The organism is Kribbella sp. NPDC054772 (assembly GCF_053611945.1).
Genome location: NZ_JBSHBJ010000042.1, coordinates 23,147 through 39,732, shown reverse-complemented (window position 1 = coordinate 39,732; position 16,586 = coordinate 23,147). Strand labels below are relative to the sequence as shown.

The 16,586-nt window shown below is 67.7% G+C and carries 19 protein-coding genes; 6 read left to right on the top strand and 13 right to left on the bottom strand.

The genetic code is table 11. The features are described from left to right. Window positions 1-231 precede the first annotated feature (231 nt). Together ACWGID_RS37575 and ACWGID_RS37570 are read left to right on the top strand one after the other, a co-directional pair. Window positions 232-831: a transposase gene (locus ACWGID_RS37575; protein ID WP_452204131.1), complete on the top strand. Its 600-nt coding sequence runs from the start codon at window positions 232-234 to the stop codon at window positions 829-831. Further along, a complete protein-coding gene (locus ACWGID_RS37570) occupies window positions 828-1,382 on the top strand; it encodes a hypothetical protein (RefSeq protein ID WP_452204130.1) in 555 nt (184 codons plus the stop codon). The genes ACWGID_RS37575 and ACWGID_RS37570 overlap by 4 nt, the downstream gene beginning before the upstream one ends. Before the next feature lie 19 nt (window positions 1,383-1,401). Here ACWGID_RS37570 and ACWGID_RS37565 read toward each other — a convergent pair whose 3' ends face one another. Further along, window positions 1,402-1,962 (bottom strand): RDD family protein, encoded by a 561-nt coding sequence (locus ACWGID_RS37565; protein WP_452204129.1) that lies wholly within the window; start codon window positions 1,960-1,962, stop codon window positions 1,402-1,404. 80 nt (window positions 1,963-2,042) lie between these two features. Continuing rightward, window positions 2,043-2,795, bottom strand: coding sequence for an RDD family protein (locus ACWGID_RS37560; protein ID WP_452204128.1), 753 nt, complete (start codon window positions 2,793-2,795; stop codon window positions 2,043-2,045). A gap of 105 nt (window positions 2,796-2,900) precedes the next feature. Between ACWGID_RS37560 and ACWGID_RS37555 the strand changes: the two genes are divergently transcribed. After that, a complete protein-coding gene (locus ACWGID_RS37555) occupies window positions 2,901-3,335 on the top strand; it encodes a DUF2752 domain-containing protein (RefSeq protein ID WP_452204127.1) in 435 nt (144 codons plus the stop codon). A 26-nt stretch (window positions 3,336-3,361) separates the two neighbouring features. Here ACWGID_RS37555 and ACWGID_RS37550 read toward each other — a convergent pair whose 3' ends face one another. Next, window positions 3,362-4,069, bottom strand: coding sequence for a DUF4190 domain-containing protein (locus ACWGID_RS37550; protein ID WP_452204126.1), 708 nt, complete (start codon window positions 4,067-4,069; stop codon window positions 3,362-3,364). A 104-nt stretch (window positions 4,070-4,173) separates the two neighbouring features. Here ACWGID_RS37550 and ACWGID_RS37545 point away from each other — a divergent pair, with 104 nt between their 5' ends. Then, on the top strand, window positions 4,174-4,728 hold the full coding sequence (locus ACWGID_RS37545) for a hypothetical protein (RefSeq protein WP_452204125.1): 555 nt from the start codon (window positions 4,174-4,176) through the stop codon (window positions 4,726-4,728). 100 nt (window positions 4,729-4,828) lie between these two features. On the opposite strand, the gene pstB is transcribed toward ACWGID_RS37545, so the two are convergent. The 7 genes from pstB to ACWGID_RS37510 all read right to left on the bottom strand — a co-directional run bounded on the left by pstB (window position 4,829) and on the right by ACWGID_RS37510 (window position 12,976). After that, a complete protein-coding gene (gene pstB / locus ACWGID_RS37540) occupies window positions 4,829-5,605 on the bottom strand; it encodes a phosphate ABC transporter ATP-binding protein PstB (protein ID WP_452204124.1) in 777 nt (258 codons plus the stop codon). A 22-nt stretch (window positions 5,606-5,627) separates the two neighbouring features. Then, complete coding sequence (pstA, locus tag ACWGID_RS37535) at window positions 5,628-6,548, bottom strand: phosphate ABC transporter permease PstA (protein WP_452204123.1); 921 nt, start codon at window positions 6,546-6,548, stop codon at window positions 5,628-5,630. Continuing rightward, window positions 6,545-7,612 carry a phosphate ABC transporter permease subunit PstC gene (gene pstC / locus ACWGID_RS37530; RefSeq protein ID WP_452204163.1) on the bottom strand — a complete coding sequence of 356 codons (1,068 nt, stop codon included), beginning with the start codon at window positions 7,610-7,612 and terminating at the stop codon, window positions 6,545-6,547. The genes pstA and pstC overlap by 4 nt, the downstream gene beginning before the upstream one ends. Window positions 7,613-7,935: 323 nt before the next feature. Then, complete coding sequence (pstS, locus tag ACWGID_RS37525) at window positions 7,936-9,048, bottom strand: phosphate ABC transporter substrate-binding protein PstS (protein WP_452204122.1); 1,113 nt, start codon at window positions 9,046-9,048, stop codon at window positions 7,936-7,938. 249 nt (window positions 9,049-9,297) lie between these two features. Then, window positions 9,298-9,771, bottom strand: a complete 474-nt coding sequence (locus ACWGID_RS37520; RefSeq protein ID WP_452204121.1) for a bifunctional nuclease family protein — start codon at window positions 9,769-9,771, stop codon at window positions 9,298-9,300. Window positions 9,772-9,909: 138 nt separating this feature from the next. Further along, window positions 9,910-10,788 (bottom strand): NUDIX hydrolase, encoded by an 879-nt coding sequence (locus ACWGID_RS37515; protein ID WP_452204120.1) that lies wholly within the window; start codon window positions 10,786-10,788, stop codon window positions 9,910-9,912. 28 nt (window positions 10,789-10,816) lie between these two features. After that, window positions 10,817-12,976, bottom strand: a complete 2,160-nt coding sequence (locus tag ACWGID_RS37510) for an RNA degradosome polyphosphate kinase (RefSeq protein ID WP_452204162.1) — start codon at window positions 12,974-12,976, stop codon at window positions 10,817-10,819. 106 nt (window positions 12,977-13,082) lie between these two features. Here ACWGID_RS37510 and ACWGID_RS37505 point away from each other — a divergent pair, with 106 nt between their 5' ends. Then, window positions 13,083-14,138: an alpha/beta hydrolase gene (locus ACWGID_RS37505; RefSeq protein ID WP_452204119.1), complete on the top strand. Its 1,056-nt coding sequence runs from the start codon at window positions 13,083-13,085 to the stop codon at window positions 14,136-14,138. Between the two features lie 99 nt (window positions 14,139-14,237). On the opposite strand, the gene ACWGID_RS37500 is transcribed toward ACWGID_RS37505, so the two are convergent. Continuing rightward, window positions 14,238-14,681, bottom strand: coding sequence for a DUF6318 family protein (locus tag ACWGID_RS37500; RefSeq protein WP_452204118.1), 444 nt, complete (start codon window positions 14,679-14,681; stop codon window positions 14,238-14,240). Between the two features lie 140 nt (window positions 14,682-14,821). After that, the gene (locus ACWGID_RS37495; protein WP_452204117.1) at window positions 14,822-15,253 is read right to left on the bottom strand and encodes a PKD domain-containing protein; all 432 of its coding nucleotides are present in this window, start codon (window positions 15,251-15,253) and stop codon (window positions 14,822-14,824) included. A gap of 253 nt (window positions 15,254-15,506) precedes the next feature. On the opposite strand from ACWGID_RS37495, the gene ACWGID_RS37490 reads away from it, so the two are divergent. After that, window positions 15,507-15,656, top strand: a complete 150-nt coding sequence (locus ACWGID_RS37490; protein ID WP_452204116.1) for a hypothetical protein — start codon at window positions 15,507-15,509, stop codon at window positions 15,654-15,656. A 100-nt stretch (window positions 15,657-15,756) separates the two neighbouring features. On the opposite strand, the gene ACWGID_RS37485 is transcribed toward ACWGID_RS37490, so the two are convergent. Further along, entirely contained in the window at window positions 15,757-16,365 is a 609-nt protein-coding gene (locus tag ACWGID_RS37485; RefSeq protein WP_452204115.1) for a DUF6318 family protein, read from the bottom strand. Between the last annotated feature and the right edge of the window lie 221 nt (window positions 16,366-16,586).

Below are 16,586 nucleotides of genomic sequence, written 5' to 3'. Positions count from 1 at the left end.
CCGGGTCGCTGTTTGTCACTCAGCCCCCTCCCACACCACACACCACGACCACCCCCCACCCCATTCCTGCGTGCCGCCCCCCCCCCGCGGGCGGGCCGCCGCCCCCGGGTCCGGTCGGCGACGACCTGTGAAAACGGATACAGGGAGTAGCGGGGTGAAGCGATTCAGGTTTTGGCCTTCACTCTACGTGAATAAGACTGTAGCCTTAACCCGTTCGGAAGGAGGTGCAGGGTGGTCTTCGTTCTCACCGTAGATCAGCGCGGCAGCCGAAGCACGAGCGATCTCGTACCCGAGCTACTCAACTCCCTGAACCGCCGCCCACGGCGGACCGGACTCCTGCGGAAGTTCGAACGCACCGCCGGCGACGAGGTCCAGGGCGTGCTCTCCGAGGCCCGCCCGACGATCGACGTGATCGTCGAGCTGCTCCGCGCGGACACCTGGTACGTCGGACTCGGCGTCGGCGCGGTCATCGAGCCACTGCCCCGCAGTACCCGGGCCGGCAGCGGTGACGCGTTCGTGTTCGCCCGCGAGGCGGTCACTCGCGCCAAGTCGAGTCCGCACCACCTGAACGTGGTCGGATCGGACACCCGGACCGCGGAGCAGGTGGAAACGGTGCTCTGGCTGATGGCGTCCGTGCTGCGCCGTCGGAGCGACCGTGGCTGGGCAGTCGCGGACCTGCTGGCAGAAGGACTCACGAGGCGGGAGATCGGCGTGAAACTCGGCATCAGTCAGTCTGCGGTGACGCAGCGGGCGCAGGCCGCCGGATTCGCGGAGGAACAGCGCGGACGGGTGCTTGCCGCCGACCTCTTGGATGCCGGAGTCGCTGCGTGACGGCACTGGTCCTGTCCCTGACCGCTGCCGCACTGGTCCTCGCCGTCCTCGCGTGGGTGCCCAAGTCCGGTTCCAACCTCGAGATCATCATCAGCGGCGTGATGCTGGCCTGCCTGGTCACCGTCGGTGTACTGCTCCTCGCAGGTGACGGAGTGGCGGGCTGGGCCGAACGCTGGTGGGATGTGCTGCTCCTGCTGGCCGGAGCGTTGGCAGTCACCGGCGGCGGGCCGCTGACGACCTCTGTGATGGCTTTGGCCGACCGGGGCAACACCAGGGCTCAGTCGACCCAGAAAGCCGGCGAGGTACTGCGTGGCGGCGCTCTGATCGGTGCGCTGGAACGGATGGCCATCTACGCCGCACTGGTCTCCGGTTGGCCGGAAGGCATCGCCATCGTGCTGGCGATCAAGGGCCTGGCGCGATACCCGGAGCTTCGCAGTCCCGATCAGCCGGCGTCGGTCACCCCACAGGCCGTTGCCGAGCGCTTCATCATCGGCACGTTCACCAGCGTGCTGTGGGCGGTCACCTGCGCGGGACTGCTCCGCTCGCATTGACCGTCATTTGCTCTGGCGGTCAGGGGCGGATGACGATGTCCCCGACGGCCTTGTCGTGCCAGGTCTGCTGCTTGTCGTCCCAGAGCGGCCAGAGCACGTTCAGGATGCAGAGCTGGTTGAAGATCTGCGCGCACACCTCACGGCCGATGGTCTTGCCGATGCCGATCAGCTGACCGGTGTGGGCGTCCACGACCCGCAGCCCGGTCACCTTCTTGCCGAACGACTGACCGGTGCGGCCCTGCTGGACGACGCGGTTCCACACCCAGACCACGAACGCCACCACGAACCCGCCGATCATCGCGATCCCGCCGCCCGCGCCCAGTTCCTCCTGGTCGCCGTTGACGACCAGCGCGACGAGCACGCCGGCGATGGCCGGGATGGCCGTGAGCAGCGAGTCGAGCAACGAGGCGCCGACCCGGATCGGCCAGTCCGCGAGGCGGCCGGCCGGCGCGTAGCCGTACCCGTAGCCTGCCGGTCCCGGAGCGCCTTGTCCGTAAGGGTTGTAGCCCTGGTTCGGGTACTGACCCGGCTGGCCAGGCGGGAACTGGCCGCCATACGGGCCTGAGGGAGGGGTGGTCACGAGGGGTCCTCTCTGTTATCCCAACGAGCGGACGCCGCGGCCTCTTCAGGCCACGGCGTCCGGGAGTCGTCAGGTCGGTGTCAGAGCTTGACGACGTACGTGTTGTTGATCTTGTCCGCGAAGGTCTGACGCTTCTCGTCCCACAGCGGCCACAGGTAGCCGAGGTAGCAGGCCGCGCTGTCGAGGATGTGGGTGAGCTGGCGCAGGAACGTCTTACCGGCGCCCAGCGGCTGGCCGGTCTCGGCGCCGATCAGCTTCAGGCCGAGGACCTGCTTGCCGACCGTCTGACCGGTGCTGCCCTGACGGATGATGTAGTTCCAGATCGCCAGGCCGATGCCGATCAGGTAGAAGACGATCGCGATGATCGCCACAGCCGAGCTGTTGCTGTTCGACAGGGCGGAGCCGATGCCGTAGGGCACACCGACGATCAGACCGTCGATGAGCGCGCCACCGACCCGGTTCGGCCATGCGGCCAGGTTGCCCGGGACGCCGCCGCCGAAGCCGCCCGGCTGCCCGTACTGGCCGTAGCCCGCCTGGCCGCCGTACGGCTGACCGTACTGACCCGGCTGGCCGGGCTGCTGCCCGTACTGCCCCTGCTGGGGATAACCCGGCTGCTGGCCGTAGCCCTGCTGCTGACCGGGCTGCTGACCGTACTGACCCGGCTGAGCGGGCTGCTGGCCGTACCCAGGCTGCTGCTGGCCGCCATAGCCGGGCTGCTGCCCGTACTGGCCCTGCTGCTGACCGGGCTGACCGTACTGGCCTGGCTGGCCGTACTGACCCGGCTGCTGTGGGTCCTGCGGGCCGTAACCCGGCGGTGGCGTCGGAGAGCTCACGACGATCCCTTCTACGAATAACTGTTGAGGAGTGAACTGCAGGCTAGTGGTCGGACGGCTCAGACCTGCGAACGGATCCCACGTGATGAGAGTTACCGTTGTCGGGTGAGCGTCTCGCAGAGCGTCGTACTTCGGCCCACCGGACCGGTCCAGCCGCTGGACCGCCGCGTGTGGGGCCTGTCCGCGGTCGGTGTCGGCGGGTTCGCGCTGGCCGGCGTCTATCAGCTGTCCGGCCTCGGCATCCCGTGCATCCTGCACGCCACCACCGGGCTGAACTGCCCGCTGTGTGGCTCGACCCGGATGGCGGCGGCCCTGCTGCGCGGCGATCTGGTCACCGCGTGGCACTTCAACCCGGTGATCCTGGTGCTCGGGCCGCTGGTGGGTGTTGCCCTCGGCTACCAGGTGCTTGCCTGGGCGCTCGAGTCACTGCGACTGGTGCGCCTGCCCCGGCTGTCGATGAGCCCGCGGGTCGCGGACTGGGTGCTGAAAGGCGTGCTCGTGCTGCTCGCCGTGTACGGCGTCGCTCGCAACCTGCACTGACCGCCTGACAGCCGGGAGCGCGCGGTTCAGTTCATGTAGTTGACGATCGAGCCGACGGCCGACAGCGCGATCGACACGACGCCGCCGATCCAGGCGACCTTGGCCAGCGTGTCCGGACGGCCCTGCTCGCGGAACTTGCCCTGCGCAATCAGACCGAGGACGACCGACGCGATACCGCAGCAGAACCAGCAGACGATGCCGATGATGGCCAGCGTCTGCGGGGTGTTGTTCTGCGGCTGCGCACCGTAGCCATAGCCGGCCTGCCCCTGGCCGTACGATCCGTACTGACCGGGCTGCTGCCCGTAGCTGCCTGCCTGCTGCTGACCGTAACCAGCCTGCTGGCCGTAACCCTGCTGGCCGTAGCCCTGCTGCTGTTCGTACTGGCCGGGCTGACCAGGCTGACCGGGCTGCTGGCCATAGCCGCCCTGCTGCTGCTCATAACCGCCCTGCTGGCCGTACTGCCCCGGCTGACCCGGGTACTGCGACTGGCCGGGCTGCTGCCCGTACTGACCAGGCTGCTGCTGACCGGGCTCCTGACCGTACTGACCGGGCTGACCGTACTGTCCCGGCTGGCCGTACTGACCAGGCTGCTCGGACTGGCCAGGCTGGCCCTGCTGACCGTACGGGTCGGACTGTCCGTACTGGTTCGGCTGTTCACCCGGGGTCTCTGGGGTGTCCTGCGGCCGGTTCTGGTCGTTCTGGTCGTCGCCGGGAGGTGGCGTCGGTGTGCTCACCGCGGTTCCCTTCTGAGAACGTCGAGGAATCCTCGCAGGCTATCTTTTCCACAGGTTCGCGGTCACGCCCCCACACCGGGCCGCGGAACGCTTAGGGTCTGCCTGTGACTGAATCCCCTCGTGAACCTGCGCCCGGCCAGGCCCCCGGCGGCGATCCGACCCGCCACCTCCCGGTGCAGTACTCCGCCCCGCCCACCTTCGAGGCCGCCCCACAAGCACAACCAGGTCCCTACGGGATGGCTCCCGGTGCGTTCCCGCCGCCGGTCGGCGGTCACTTCCAGCAGCCGCAGATGCCCTTGCAGGCCTTGCCGGCCGGTCCGGTGCTTGTCACTGTCGGCGACATCTCGGTCGAGCAGCAGCGGATCGTCACCCCGGCCGGTGTGCTGCCGACCCACGGCGCGAACTGGTCGGCGATGGACATGTCGCGGACCGAGGAGAAGATCCCCGCCTGGGCGATCATCCTGGCGATCGTCTTCGCGCTGGCCTGCCTGCTCGGGCTGCTCTTCCTGCTCTGCAAGGAGCGCCGGACCACCGGCTTCGTCCAGGTCACCGTGCAGAACGGCAACCGCACCCACAACACCCACGTCGGCGTTGGTTCGCCCCGCGATGTCGCCGATGTGCTTGCCCGGGTCAACTTTGCCCGAACGCTCTGCGTGTAGTTCTGCCCGGACGCTCTGCGTGTAAAGGGGTTCCGGAACAGCAGCGGCCGCCGCGACAGGTTTCGTCACGGCGGCCGGCAGCACAGCGGCGTACCGCGGATCAGCCGAAGCGGCCGGTGATGTAGTCCTCGGTGGCCTTCTCCGACGGGTTGGAGAAGATCTGCTTGGTCGGGGCCATCTCGATCAGCCGGCCGGGCTTGCCGGTCGCGGCCAGGTTGAAGAACGCGGTCTGGTCCGAGACCCGGGCCGCCTGCTGCATGTTGTGCGTGACGATCACGACGGTGTACTTGTCCTTCAGCTTCTCGATCAGGTCCTCGATCGCCAGCGTGGAGATCGGGTCCAGCGCCGAGCAGGGCTCGTCCATCAGGATCACCTCGGGCTCGACCGCGATCGCCCGGGCGATGCACAGCCGCTGCTGCTGACCACCGGACAGGCCCGCGCCGGGCTTGTCGAGGCGGTCCTTGACCTCGTTCCAGAGGTTCGCGCCCTTCAGCGAGGACTCGACGACCTCGGTGAGCTTCTTCTTGTCCCGGACACCGTTCAGCTTCAGGCCGGACGCGACGTTGTCGAAGATCGACATCGTCGGGAACGGGTTCGGCCGCTGGAACACCATGCCGACGACCCGCCGGACCGCGACCGGGTCGACCCCGGTGCCGTACAGGTCCTGCTGGTCCAGCATCACCTTGCCCTCGACGCGGGCGCCGGGGATCACCTCGTGCATCCGGTTCAGGGTGCGCAGGAAGGTGGACTTGCCGCAGCCGGACGGGCCGATGAACGCCGTGACCGAGCGGGGCTCGACCGTCATCGACACGTCCTCGACGGCCTTGAAATCGCCGTAGTAGACGTTGAGGCCGCTGACCTCGATGCGCTTCGCCATATCGACTCAGAACCTCTCGTGACTATTTCGACTTGATGGCGCTGAACCGGGCGATGAGCCGGGCCAGCAGGTTGAGGGCAAGGACGAGCAGGATCAGCGTGAGCGCCGCCGCCCAGACTCGGTCCGCGGCGTGCGGCAGGGCCAGTTCGGTGCGGTCCTGGTTGATCATCGTCGGCAGCGCGCCCATGAAGCCGTTGAACGGGTTCAGGTTGATGTTCTTCGAGTAGCCGACCAGGATCAGCAGCGGCGCGGTCTCACCCATGACGCGGGCCAGACCGAGCATCACGCCGGTGATGATGCCGCCGAACGCCGTCGGGACGACGACCTTCAGGATCGTCTTCCACTTCGGCACCCCGAGCGCGTACGACGCCTCGCGTAACTCGTCCGGGACGAGTTTCAGCATCTCCTCGGTGGACCGCAGCACGACCGGGAGCATCAGCAGCACCAGCGACAGCGACACCGCGAAACCGACCCGGTTGAACCCGAACACCGTGATCCAGACCGCGTAGACGAACAGCGCGGCCACGATCGACGGGACACCGGTGAGGATGTCGATCATGAAGCTGACGACCTTGGCGATCCGGGTGCCCTTGCCGTACTCGACCAGGTAGATCGCGCCGAGGATCGCGATCGGGACCGCGATCACCGCGGTGATCAGGGCCATGATCAGCGTGCCCATGATCGCGTGGTACGCACCGCCGCCGGCCCGGCGGACGGTGATGCCGCGCTGCGACTGGCTCCACCAGTCGGCGCTCAGCAGCAGGTGGTACCCCTTGGAGACCACGGTGATCAGGATCCACAGCAGCGGGATCATCGCGACCACGAACGCCAGCACGATCAGCACCGTGGCCAGCGTGTTCTTGAAGGCCCGGGCGCCGGACTTGCCGGTGAGATCCAGGACCTTCCCGTCGTACGCCGGTTTGTTCTCAGCGATCGCACTCATGCGGAAGCTCCTTCGGCTGCGCCGGAACGGCGGTTCCTGCGGGGGCGCTTCTTGCCGCCCGGGCCGCTGCGGTCGACGATGATCCGGGCCGCGGAGTTGACCAGGAACGTGACCACGAACAGCACCAGACCGGCCGCGATGTACGCGCCGGTCTTCTCCGGCGAGTCGAACTCGGCGGCGTTGTTGGCGATCTTCGACGCGAACGTCTCGCCACCGGCGAAGATCGACGAGTTCCACGGGTCGTTGCCGTTCGGCACCGACAAGATGATCAGGACGGCGACCGTCTCACCGAGCGCGCGGCCGAGGCCGAGCATCGAGGCGCTGACGACACCGGAACGCCCGTACGGCAGCACCGACAGCCGGATCATCTCCCAGCGGGTCGCGCCGAGCGCCAGCGCGCCCTCGCGGTGCGAGATCGGCGTCTGCGCGAAGATCTCCCGGCTGATCGCCGTGACCACCGGCAGGATCATGATCGCCAGCACCACCGACGCGGTGAAGACCACACCGACGTTGTCGCCCGGCGGCTTCTCGAACAGCGGGATCCAGCCGAGCGCGGTGGACAGGCCGTCGATCACCGGACGCAGGATCGGGGCGAAGAACAGGATGCCCCACAGGCCGTAGACGATCGACGGTACGGCGGCCAGCAGGTCGACCGCGTGCGCGACCGGCGCGGCCAGCCGCTTCGGGGCGTAGTAGGTGACGAACAGCGCGACCCCGATCGCGATCGGGACCGCGATCAGCATCGCGATGATCGAGCTGATCAGGGTCGTGTAGAAGAGCGCCGCGATACCGAACCGGGGCTGGTCGCCGCCCGGCTCCCAGATCCGGGAGAACAGGAAGCTGCTCTTGTCGTCGGCCAGCGCCGGGATCGCCAGCGCCAGCAGGAAGATGCCGACGAACGCGACGATCAGGACCACCAGGGCGCCGGACCCGCGGGCGAGCCCGCCGAACAACCGGTCACCGAGGTGACCGACCGCGCCCAGGTCGAGCTTCTCACCGTTCTCGGCGGCCGGCGGCGTCGTGGCGGTGGTGCTCGCCGCGGCCTCGGGGCCGGATTCGGTCATCACCTCGGTGGACTGCTGCGTCCCGGAGGAGTCAGCGTGTTCTGCATGTTCGGTGGCCAGACCACCGAACTGCGGCGCCGGGCCGGCGTCTTCGTGGACCAGATCCTCGATCCGGGCTTCGGCGTTCGCCCCGGCTGCCTCGCCGGCGGCCGTGCCGTCCGGCCGGTCGGGCGGTGCCGTGCCGTCTGGACTACTCATCGATGGTGCTCTCTCTCCAAGCGCCTGAGTCGTGAATGTCACGTCTGGGTCTGACGAGGCGAAGCCCCGACCGTGTCTCCGATGAACTCGGACCGGCCGGGGCTCGCATCAGTACTGCTCCGCGATCAGCTGATCGCCTTGATCGCGGCCTCGACCTTGGTCTGGATCTCGGCCGGGAGCGGCGCGTAGTTCAGGTCGGTCAGCGACGCCTGGCCGTCCTTGCTGACGAAGTAGCTCAGGAAGCTCTTCACCAGCGCGGTCTTCTCGGCCGGGAGACCCTTGGTGCAGGCGATCTCGTAGGTGACCAGGATGATCGGGTACGCACCCGGGGCCTTGGTCGCGTAGTCCAGCTTCAGGGCCAGGTCGGACCCGGTGCCGGCCGTCTTCGCGGCGGCCAGCGCCTTGCCCGCGGACTCCGCGGACAGGTCGACCGGGGTGCCGGAGCCGTTGTCGATCTGCGCGACGCCGAGCTTGTTGTCGACGGCGTACGACCACTCCACGTAGGTGATCGAGTTCTTGGTGCTCTTCACGCCCTCGGCGACACCGGCGGACTTCTCCTTACCGGCGCCCGTGCCGGTCCACTTCTTCGCCGGGTCCTTGGTCCACGCGCCACCGCCCGCGGCCTTCAGGTACTTGGTGAAGTTCTCGGTGGTGCCGGACTCGTCCGAGCGGAAGAAGACCGAGATCGGGGCCGACGGCAGCGTGACGCCCGGGTTCAGCTTGGCGATCGCCGGGTCGTTCCAGGTCTTGATCGCGCCGGAGAAGATCTTCGCGGCGGTCGGGCCGTCGAGGATCAGCTTGTCGAGACCGTCGACGTTGTAGGCGATCGCGATCGGGCCGATGACCATCGGCAGGTCGACGGCCGGGTTGTTCGCGCAGCGCTTGGTGGCCGCGGTCATCTCGTCGGGCTTCAGCGCCGAGTCGGAGCCGGCGAAGTCGACCTGGTTCGCGTTGAACTGCTTGATACCCGCGCCGGAACCGGTCGGGTTGTAGTTCACCGTGACGTCGGCGCACTTCTCGTTGTACTTGCTGATGACCTCGTCGATGGCGTTCTTCTGCGCCGAGGAGCCTTCAGCGTTCAGGGTGCCCTGCGGGCAGTCGGCGGCGGTCGAGGAGTCCGAGCTGCCAGGGCTCGAGGAGCCGGACGGCTGCGGGTCACTGCCACAGGCGCTCAGAGCGAGAACGCCGAGGGATGCTACGGCGACGGAGCCGACGCGGAGCAGGCGATTGACGGACACGAGAGTGTTGCCCTTCTGCGGGAATCAGACTTCTGAACTTCCACAGACGGTAGGGAGACGAGGTGACCGACCGGCCCGTCACTGGTGAACGAGCGGTGAACGGTTTCGGTAGCGTGTGCGACGCCTGGCGTGCCGACAGGCGGCCATTAGGTGAACTGAGTTAAGAGCGGTGACTCTCCGTCGATGTAAACGGCTTCCCGCTCACGCTTTGGTAACGCTCAGCTCATCGCCGCTGTGAACGACCGGCTGTCAGCTGGAGAAGTCCTCGGGGGCGACGCCGTCCAGGAACTGGCGGAAGCGCTCCAGCTCGGCCTGCTCTTCCTCGGGAGTGGCGACGCCGGCTTCCCGGAGTACCTCTTCGGTGCAGCGGATCGGCGTCCCCAGACGGACGGCCAGCGCGACGGAGTCACTCGGCCGCGCCGACACCCGGGCGCCGTTGGCCAGGACGAGCTCGGCGAAGAAGACGGCGTCCCGCAGTTCGACGATCTCGACGGCCTCGATGTGGACGTCGAACGCCTCGATCAGGTCCCGCATCAGGTCGTGGGTGAGTGGTCGCGAGGGACGCAGGCCCTGCTCCTCGTACGCGATCGCGGTGGCCTCGACCGAGCCGATCGAGATCGGCAGGTAGCGGTAGCCCTCGGTCTCGCGCAGCATCATCACCGGGGCCCGGTTGGGTGATTCCATCCGGATCCCGATCAGTGTCAGTTCCCGCATCATCGTCATGGTGCGCCTCGAACCTCTCCTCAGACCGGCACCCGGTGGGGCAACCGGTTCCTCGGGTAGGAACATACCCGTCAGCTCCAGTGTCACCCGACCGGCCCGTCGGCCGTGCCTCGATCGTCATCGAGCCGTGTCGCGCTGCTACGGCGCACGGAACCTGTCGTGCACCAAGCGGCCGTCCGCCAACCGGTGCACGACCAGGAACGAGCCCGTGGAGAACTTGCCCACCTTCGCACCGAGCTCTCGCGACAGCGCCGCCAGCACCGGCCGGTGCGAGCACACGACCGTCACCTTGCCCGGTTTCCACGCTCGCTCGGACAGACCACGCAGTCCGCCCGGATCGGCCTCGTACCCGCGTTCCGAGATCTCCGGCCACAGCGTGATGTGCCGGTTGATCGAGGCGGCGTACGGCGCGACCGTCGACACGCAGCGCTCCGCGTCACTGCTGATCACACGGTCGACGCCGAGGGACGCCAGTACGCCGGTCAGTCGCTCGGCCACCTCCGTGCCGTTGCTGGTCAGGGGCCGCAGCGTGTCCTTACCGTCCCAGTCCTTGCGCTTGACCGCCTCCGCGTGCCGGACGACGACGATCGTGGCCACGACCGGCACCACGTGCTCCAGCGCGTCCAGGATGTCCACGTCGCGCGGATAGCTCAGCTTGTTGCGCGCCTTGTCCACCGGGAGCCAGCTGATCTCGTCCACTTCGTCGTTCGGCTCGAAGTCAGCATCGTCGGCCGGTACGGCGGACCAGTAGTGCACGAGCTTCTCAGCGGTCCCGCCGTTCTTGCGGACCTGGTACCGCTGCACGCCGAGCGGTGGACCGAACACGACCCGCAGTCCGGTCTCCTCCTCGATCTCCCGCTGCGCACCGAGCAGCACGTGCTCGTGCGCTGTCAGCTTCCCCTTCGGCAGGGACCAATCGTCGTATCGGGGACGGTGCACCAGCAGCACCTGCCGGGTGTCGCGGCGTTCCCGCCAGACGACACCACCCGCGGCGATCACGGTCGCCGTGTTGCTCATCCGTTCACCCTCAGAAATACGCTCCGTGTTAGCTGATGGGGTCGATCGCCCGGCGCCGCCCACGCGTGGTGATCAACCGCTCCTGCAGGTCGCGGAGCGGCTCACCGTCCGGTGCGCTCAGCCGGGGCTGCCAGCTGTCGTCGGCCTGCAGCCACCAGGAGCCGGTGGTCTCGTCCAGCGCCAGGTCGAACAGCTCGCTCAACTCGGTGATGTGGTCACGCTCCTTCAGCTGTACCAGCACCTCGACCCGGCGGTCCAGGTTCCGGTGCATCAGGTCGGCCGACCCGATCCACACCTCCGGTTCCCCACCGTTCTCGAACAGGAACACCCGGCTGTGCTCGAGGAACCGGCCCAGGATGCTGCGGACCTGGATGTTCTCCGACAGCCCCGGTACGCCGGGACGCAGCGTGCAGATGCCGCGGATCCAGAGCTCGATCGGTACGCCGGCCTGCGACGCCCGGTAGAGCGCGTCGCACAGGGCCTCGTCGACCAGGCTGTTCACCTTGATCCGGATCCGCGCCGGACGGCCGGCCAGGTGGTGCTGCACCTCGCGGTCGATCCGCTCGACGAGCCCACGCCGTACCGACTGCGGCGCGACCAGGATCCGCCGGTAGCCGGCGCTGCGGCCGAACCCGGACAGGTGGTTGAAGAGCAGCGCGACGTCCTCGGTGACCACCCGGTCGCTGGTGAGCAGACCGAGGTCCTCGTAGAGCCGCGCGGTCTTCGGGTGGTAGTTGCCGGTGCCGATGTGCGCGTACCGACGCAGTCCGTCCGGCTCGTCACGCACGACCATGGACAGCTTGCAGTGCGTCTTCAGCCCGATCACGCCGTACACGACGTGGCATCCGGCGTGCTCGAGCTGACGGGCCCACTTGATGTTCGCCTGCTCGTCGAAGCGGGCCTGGATCTCGACCAGTACCAGCACCTGCTTGCCGGCCTCGGCGGCGTCGATGAGCGCGTCCACGATCGGGGAGTCACCGCTGGTGCGGTACAGCGTCTGCTTGATCGCCAGCACGTGCGGATCGGCGGCGGCCTGCTCGATGAAGCGCTGCACGCTGGTGGAGAACGAGTCGTACGGGTGGTGGACCAGTACGTCGCGCTGCTTGAGCGCGTGGAACATGTCGGCCGGGTTGGAGGTCTCCACCTCGGCCAGGTGCGGATGCGTCGACGGAACGAACGCCGGGTACTTCAGCTCGGCCCGGTCCAGGCCGGCGATGGTGAACAGGCCACGCAGGTCCAGCGGGCCGGGGAGCTCGAACACCTCCGCCTCGGTGACGCCCAGCTCGGACAGCAGCAGCGCCTTCACCTGCGGGTCGATCGACTCCTCGACCTCCAACCGCACCGGCGGACCGAACCGGCGGCGCAGCAGCTCCTTCTCGAGCGCGGCCAGCAGGTTCTCGGCGTCGTCCTCCTCGACCTCGAGGTCCTCGTTGCGGGTCACCCGGAACGTGTGGTGCTGGATGACCTCCATCCCCGGGAAGAGCTGCCCCAGATGCGTGGCGATGACGTCCTCGAGCGGCACGAACCGGCCGTCGGCGACGTTCACGAACCGCGGCAGCAGCGGCGGCACCTTCACCCGGGCGAAGTGCTCACCGCCGGTGTCCGGGTTACGGACGACGACCGCCAGGTTCAGGCTCAGGCCGGAGATGTACGGGAACGGGTGCGACGGGTCGACCGCCAGCGGAGTCAGCACCGGGAACACGCGCTCCCGGAAGAAGCGGGTCATGTCCTCGCGCTCGGAGTGCTCCAGCTCGTCCCAGCGCAGGATGTCGATGCCCTGCTGGGTCAGCGCGGGCTGCACCGACTTCCGCCAGGTCTCCGCATGCCGGTCCATCAGCTCGCGACTCTTCGCCAGGCTGCGGTCCAGGACCTCGCGCGGGAGCAGGCCGCTGGCCGCCTTCACTGCGACCCCGGCCGCGATCCGGCGCTTCAGACCGGCGATCCGGACCATGTAGAACTCGTCCAGGTTGCTCGCGAAGATGGCCAGGAACTTGGCCCGCTCGAGCAGCGGGATCCGGTCGTTCTCGGCGAGCTCCAGGACCCGCTGGTTGAACGCCAGCCAGCTCAGCTCCCGGTCCGAGAACCGGTCCGCCGGGAGGTCGCCGGCCGCACTGATGTCGTACGGCGGTTCGACGTCGTACTCCCGGTTGTGCGATGCCAGCAGGTCTCCAGCCACATCGACCAGGATTGCATTGTTTGGTGAACAAGGGGTAGCCGTCCGCGCGTTCCCCGATGTGACGTTACCGTTGCCTTCGGAGCCCATCGCGGGCCCGCGGTTGCTAGCGTCACTCCTTGTGAACCCACGACTGGACTCGGTACTCCGTGACACGGCGACCGCCGTACAAGCGAACGCGCTCACCCCGCTGTACGCGCTGCCCGCCGTCGTCCGCCGGCGACTGGCCGGCGCACCGGTCCAGATCGACGGCAACCTGCTCGATCCCGACCTGCAACTGCTCCTGCGGGTCGAGAACTTGTTGCCGCACACAACCAAGACCGACGCCACGGCCGCCCGGACGCATTTCCGGAACTTGTGCAAGCTGATACCCGGCAAGCCCGTGGAGCTACAGCGCGTGACCGAACTGACGGTCCGCGGGGCCGACGGCCAGCTCGGCGCCCGGCTGTACGTCCCGCGCGACGAGGGCCGCGGTCTGCTCGTGTTCTTCCACGGCGGCGGCTGGGTCGTCGGCGACCTCGACACCCACGACGCGCTCTGCCGCGCGATCGCCGCCGACGCCGGTATCCGGGTCCTGTCCGTCGACTACCGCCTCGCCCCCGAGGCGCCCGCGCCCACCGCGGCCGAGGACGCCATCGCGGCCTTCACCTGGGCCGTCCAGCACGCCGAGGACCTGGGCGCCGACCCGTCACTGGTAGCCGTCGGCGGCGACAGTGCCGGCGGCAACCTCGCCGCCGTGGTCACCCAGCAGTGCGTCTGGCGCGGCCTCCCGGCGCCCGCAATCCAGGTCCTCCTCTACCCCGCGCTGGACCTGGTCGCCCGCCGCCCCAGCCGAGACCTGTTCTCCGAAGGCTTCATCCTCACCGAGGCCGACATCATCTGGTACCGCGACCACTACACCCCCGACCCCACCCTCCGCCCCGACCCGATCGTCTCCCCGATCCGCGCCGCAGACCTCACCGGCCTCCCACCCACCTACCTCACCAGCGCCGGCTTCGACCCCCTCCGAGACGAAGCCCGCGACTACGCCGAAGCCCTCACGTCAGCCGGCAACGCCCTCACGTACATCCCCCACCCCTCCCTAACCCACGGCTACGCCAGCCTAAGAACCGTCCCCGGCGCCACCCAACAAGCCCACACCCACCTAACAAACTACCTAAAATCCACCCTCCACTAACCCCTGTGGACAACTCCCGCCCCCCGCCCATTGGGCTGTCTCAGCCCATGGATCGACGCGCTGAGACTCTCAGTCGATCGAGTGCTGCCCCGGACGGCCTCATTCCTTGATCTCCAGCTCGTATATGACCCAGTTGCTGCCGTTCGGGGCAAGTGTGAACTCCATGGTTCCGGTGGAGTTTCCCTGTGGGACCGGGGATGCGCCGGGTGAGGAGCGTTCGGTGAAATTCCCCGACTTGACGATCGCTTTTCCGCCGAGCCGCCCGGACTTGCCGCGGAAGATGTCTTTGACGCTCACCAGTCGGTCCTTGTAGTCGCCCTCGACAGCGCCGTTCTTGACGTTGATCCGCCCGACATAGCCGGCGATTCCGTTGCAGCCGATGCAGCCCTTGTCGCTCGCGGAGAGCATCGGCTCGGCGTCGCCGGTCGCGTAGGCGTAGTTCATGAGGTCGACGTAGTGAGCCAGGAACACCTTCGCCGCGGGGATCGCGAGGCCTGTCGCGGCCGCCGGGCGCTGTGGAGCAGTGGTCGGCAGTGCCGACACCGGCGCGACAGTTGGGATTGTGGTCGCAGTCGGTGAACCGTCGCGAGGATCGGCGGCGGGCTTGCCCGAGCCGCAACTCGCCACCATCACGACCACGCCGAAACAAGCCAACAGAAGCCGAGTGCGTCGCACGATCGCGATCAGCGCCCGGGGTCGACGAGAACCGGCACGGCTTCGCGAACCTGGAGTGCGGTGGCTGGGCCCGTGATCGCGACGGTGCCGTTGACGTACTGCCAGCCGGTGTTGGCGACGTTGTAGCGGGCGGCGTAGTTGGTGGTCAGCGTGAGGTTGACGGCGCCGCGCTTCATGTATTTGTGGGTGATCTCTTTCGACGGGTACGGCTTGCCGGGAGTGCTCGTGATGAGCGCGGGACTCCCGTCGCCGAAGCGCCAGGTGTAGCTGATCGGCGTCGCTTCGACTACGACCGGGAAACCGAGCAGCGTGACAGTTGTCGTCGACACCCTGCTCTCGTCGGTGTAGACGATGGTGTCGAGGTTTACCAGGGTCCGCCCCGTCGGCTGGACCTTTACCGACAGCCCAGGGAACAGAATGTTCTTCGTCTCCGAACGCACTTCCTCCCAGGTGACATCCTCAGGCCGAGGAAGCACCACCGTCGGAGGAGGCGTGCGCGGTGTCGCGCGTCGTTCGGTTGAGCCCCCAGGCTGGCACCGCGCCGGACCAGGCACCGTTCCGTCTGGCTGCATGCGCCCACAGATACCGATGTTGAGCTTGAGGTCGGTCCGGCTCCTCGAATCGCCGGCGGGATCGTCTTCCCTCGTAGGCGGCGTCGGGCCGGTCGGCTTCGGATGCCAGGTGGGAGCTGGCTTGGAGGTTGTCGTGGTCGTCGTCACCTTCGGCTTATGGCCCCCAATGCGGCTGGTGGCCTTCGCTGACGCGCCTTCTCTGGTCGGATCCACCACAACGTTCTCGTCCTGCGACGTGGTCGACCGTGGCCGAGGGGTCGCCGAGGTCTGAGCGGACGGCTGATCGGTCGTGGCCCACACAGTTACCGGTACGACCGACAACGCGATCGGCAACACGCTGAGGGCTATGACAACGCCAAGCTTGTTCCGCATTATTTGTCGAGTTTCATCTCGTACATGATCCAGTTTCCGGACTGCGGAGAAAGTGCGAACTCCCGGGTGTACTTCGCGGCCTTCAGGTTGATCGGCTTGGCAGTCGTCGACTGTTTGCTGGTGTAAGCACCGATCGCTACCGTCGCCGAACCACCCAACCGACCGCTCTCGCCCCGATACAGTTCCGGGATATCCGTGATCTTCTCGAGGTAATCGCCCTGAAGAAGGCCGTTGGCGGCGTTCGACTGGGCTACGAATTTCGCGTACGACTTGCAGTTTTCGCAACCAGTTTCACTGTTGCTGAGCATCGGTGCCGTGTCCCCGGTCGCCGAAGCGTAGTTCAGCAGTTCGCTGTAGTAGCGAATGAACTGATCGGCCGCCGCAAGAGTCAGCCCTTTGGCGGCCGCAGGGCGCTCTGGCGGTGTGCTGGGGGGCGCAGCCGAGGTCGGAGTCGACGCGGACTCAGTCGGGGCCTTCGCAGACGTCGCCGGGGGTGGGGCGGTGTTTGGTTGGCCGGCTTCTGGGCTTGATTGGCCGCAGGCGGTGAGGAGTGTGGTGGTGGCTAGGCAGGCCAGGAGTGCTTGGGTTGGCCTGTTGCGGTGTGTCACGAGTGTCAGCCCTCCGTAGTCGACACGATCGTAACGGGAAGGGGGCGCGTGGCTCGATGTCAAAAGGTGCAGTTGTGGACAAGCGTTGGGGCCAGGAGCCGCCCGGCTGGGGGGTTAGAGGCTCGGACGGCTCCTGGTTGATGGTGGGACGGGTAGGGGGAGCGTTTATGACGCGGGGGTGGGGGTGAGTTCGCTGTGATGCCGTTCACAGGGAGGCTGGG

Coding starts and splice junctions, on each gene's coding strand:
- pstC (WP_452204163.1), bottom strand. CDS start 7,612: ATGACCGAATCCGGCCCCGAGGCCGCGGCGAGCACCACCGCCACGACG.
- ACWGID_RS37520 (WP_452204121.1), bottom strand. CDS start 9,771: ATGACGATGATGCGGGAACTGACACTGATCGGGATCCGGATGGAATCA.
- pstB (WP_452204124.1), bottom strand. CDS start 5,605: ATGGCGAAGCGCATCGAGGTCAGCGGCCTCAACGTCTACTACGGCGAT.
- pstA (WP_452204123.1), bottom strand. CDS start 6,548: ATGAGTGCGATCGCTGAGAACAAACCGGCGTACGACGGGAAGGTCCTG.
- ACWGID_RS37515 (WP_452204120.1), bottom strand. CDS start 10,788: ATGAGCAACACGGCGACCGTGATCGCCGCGGGTGGTGTCGTCTGGCGG.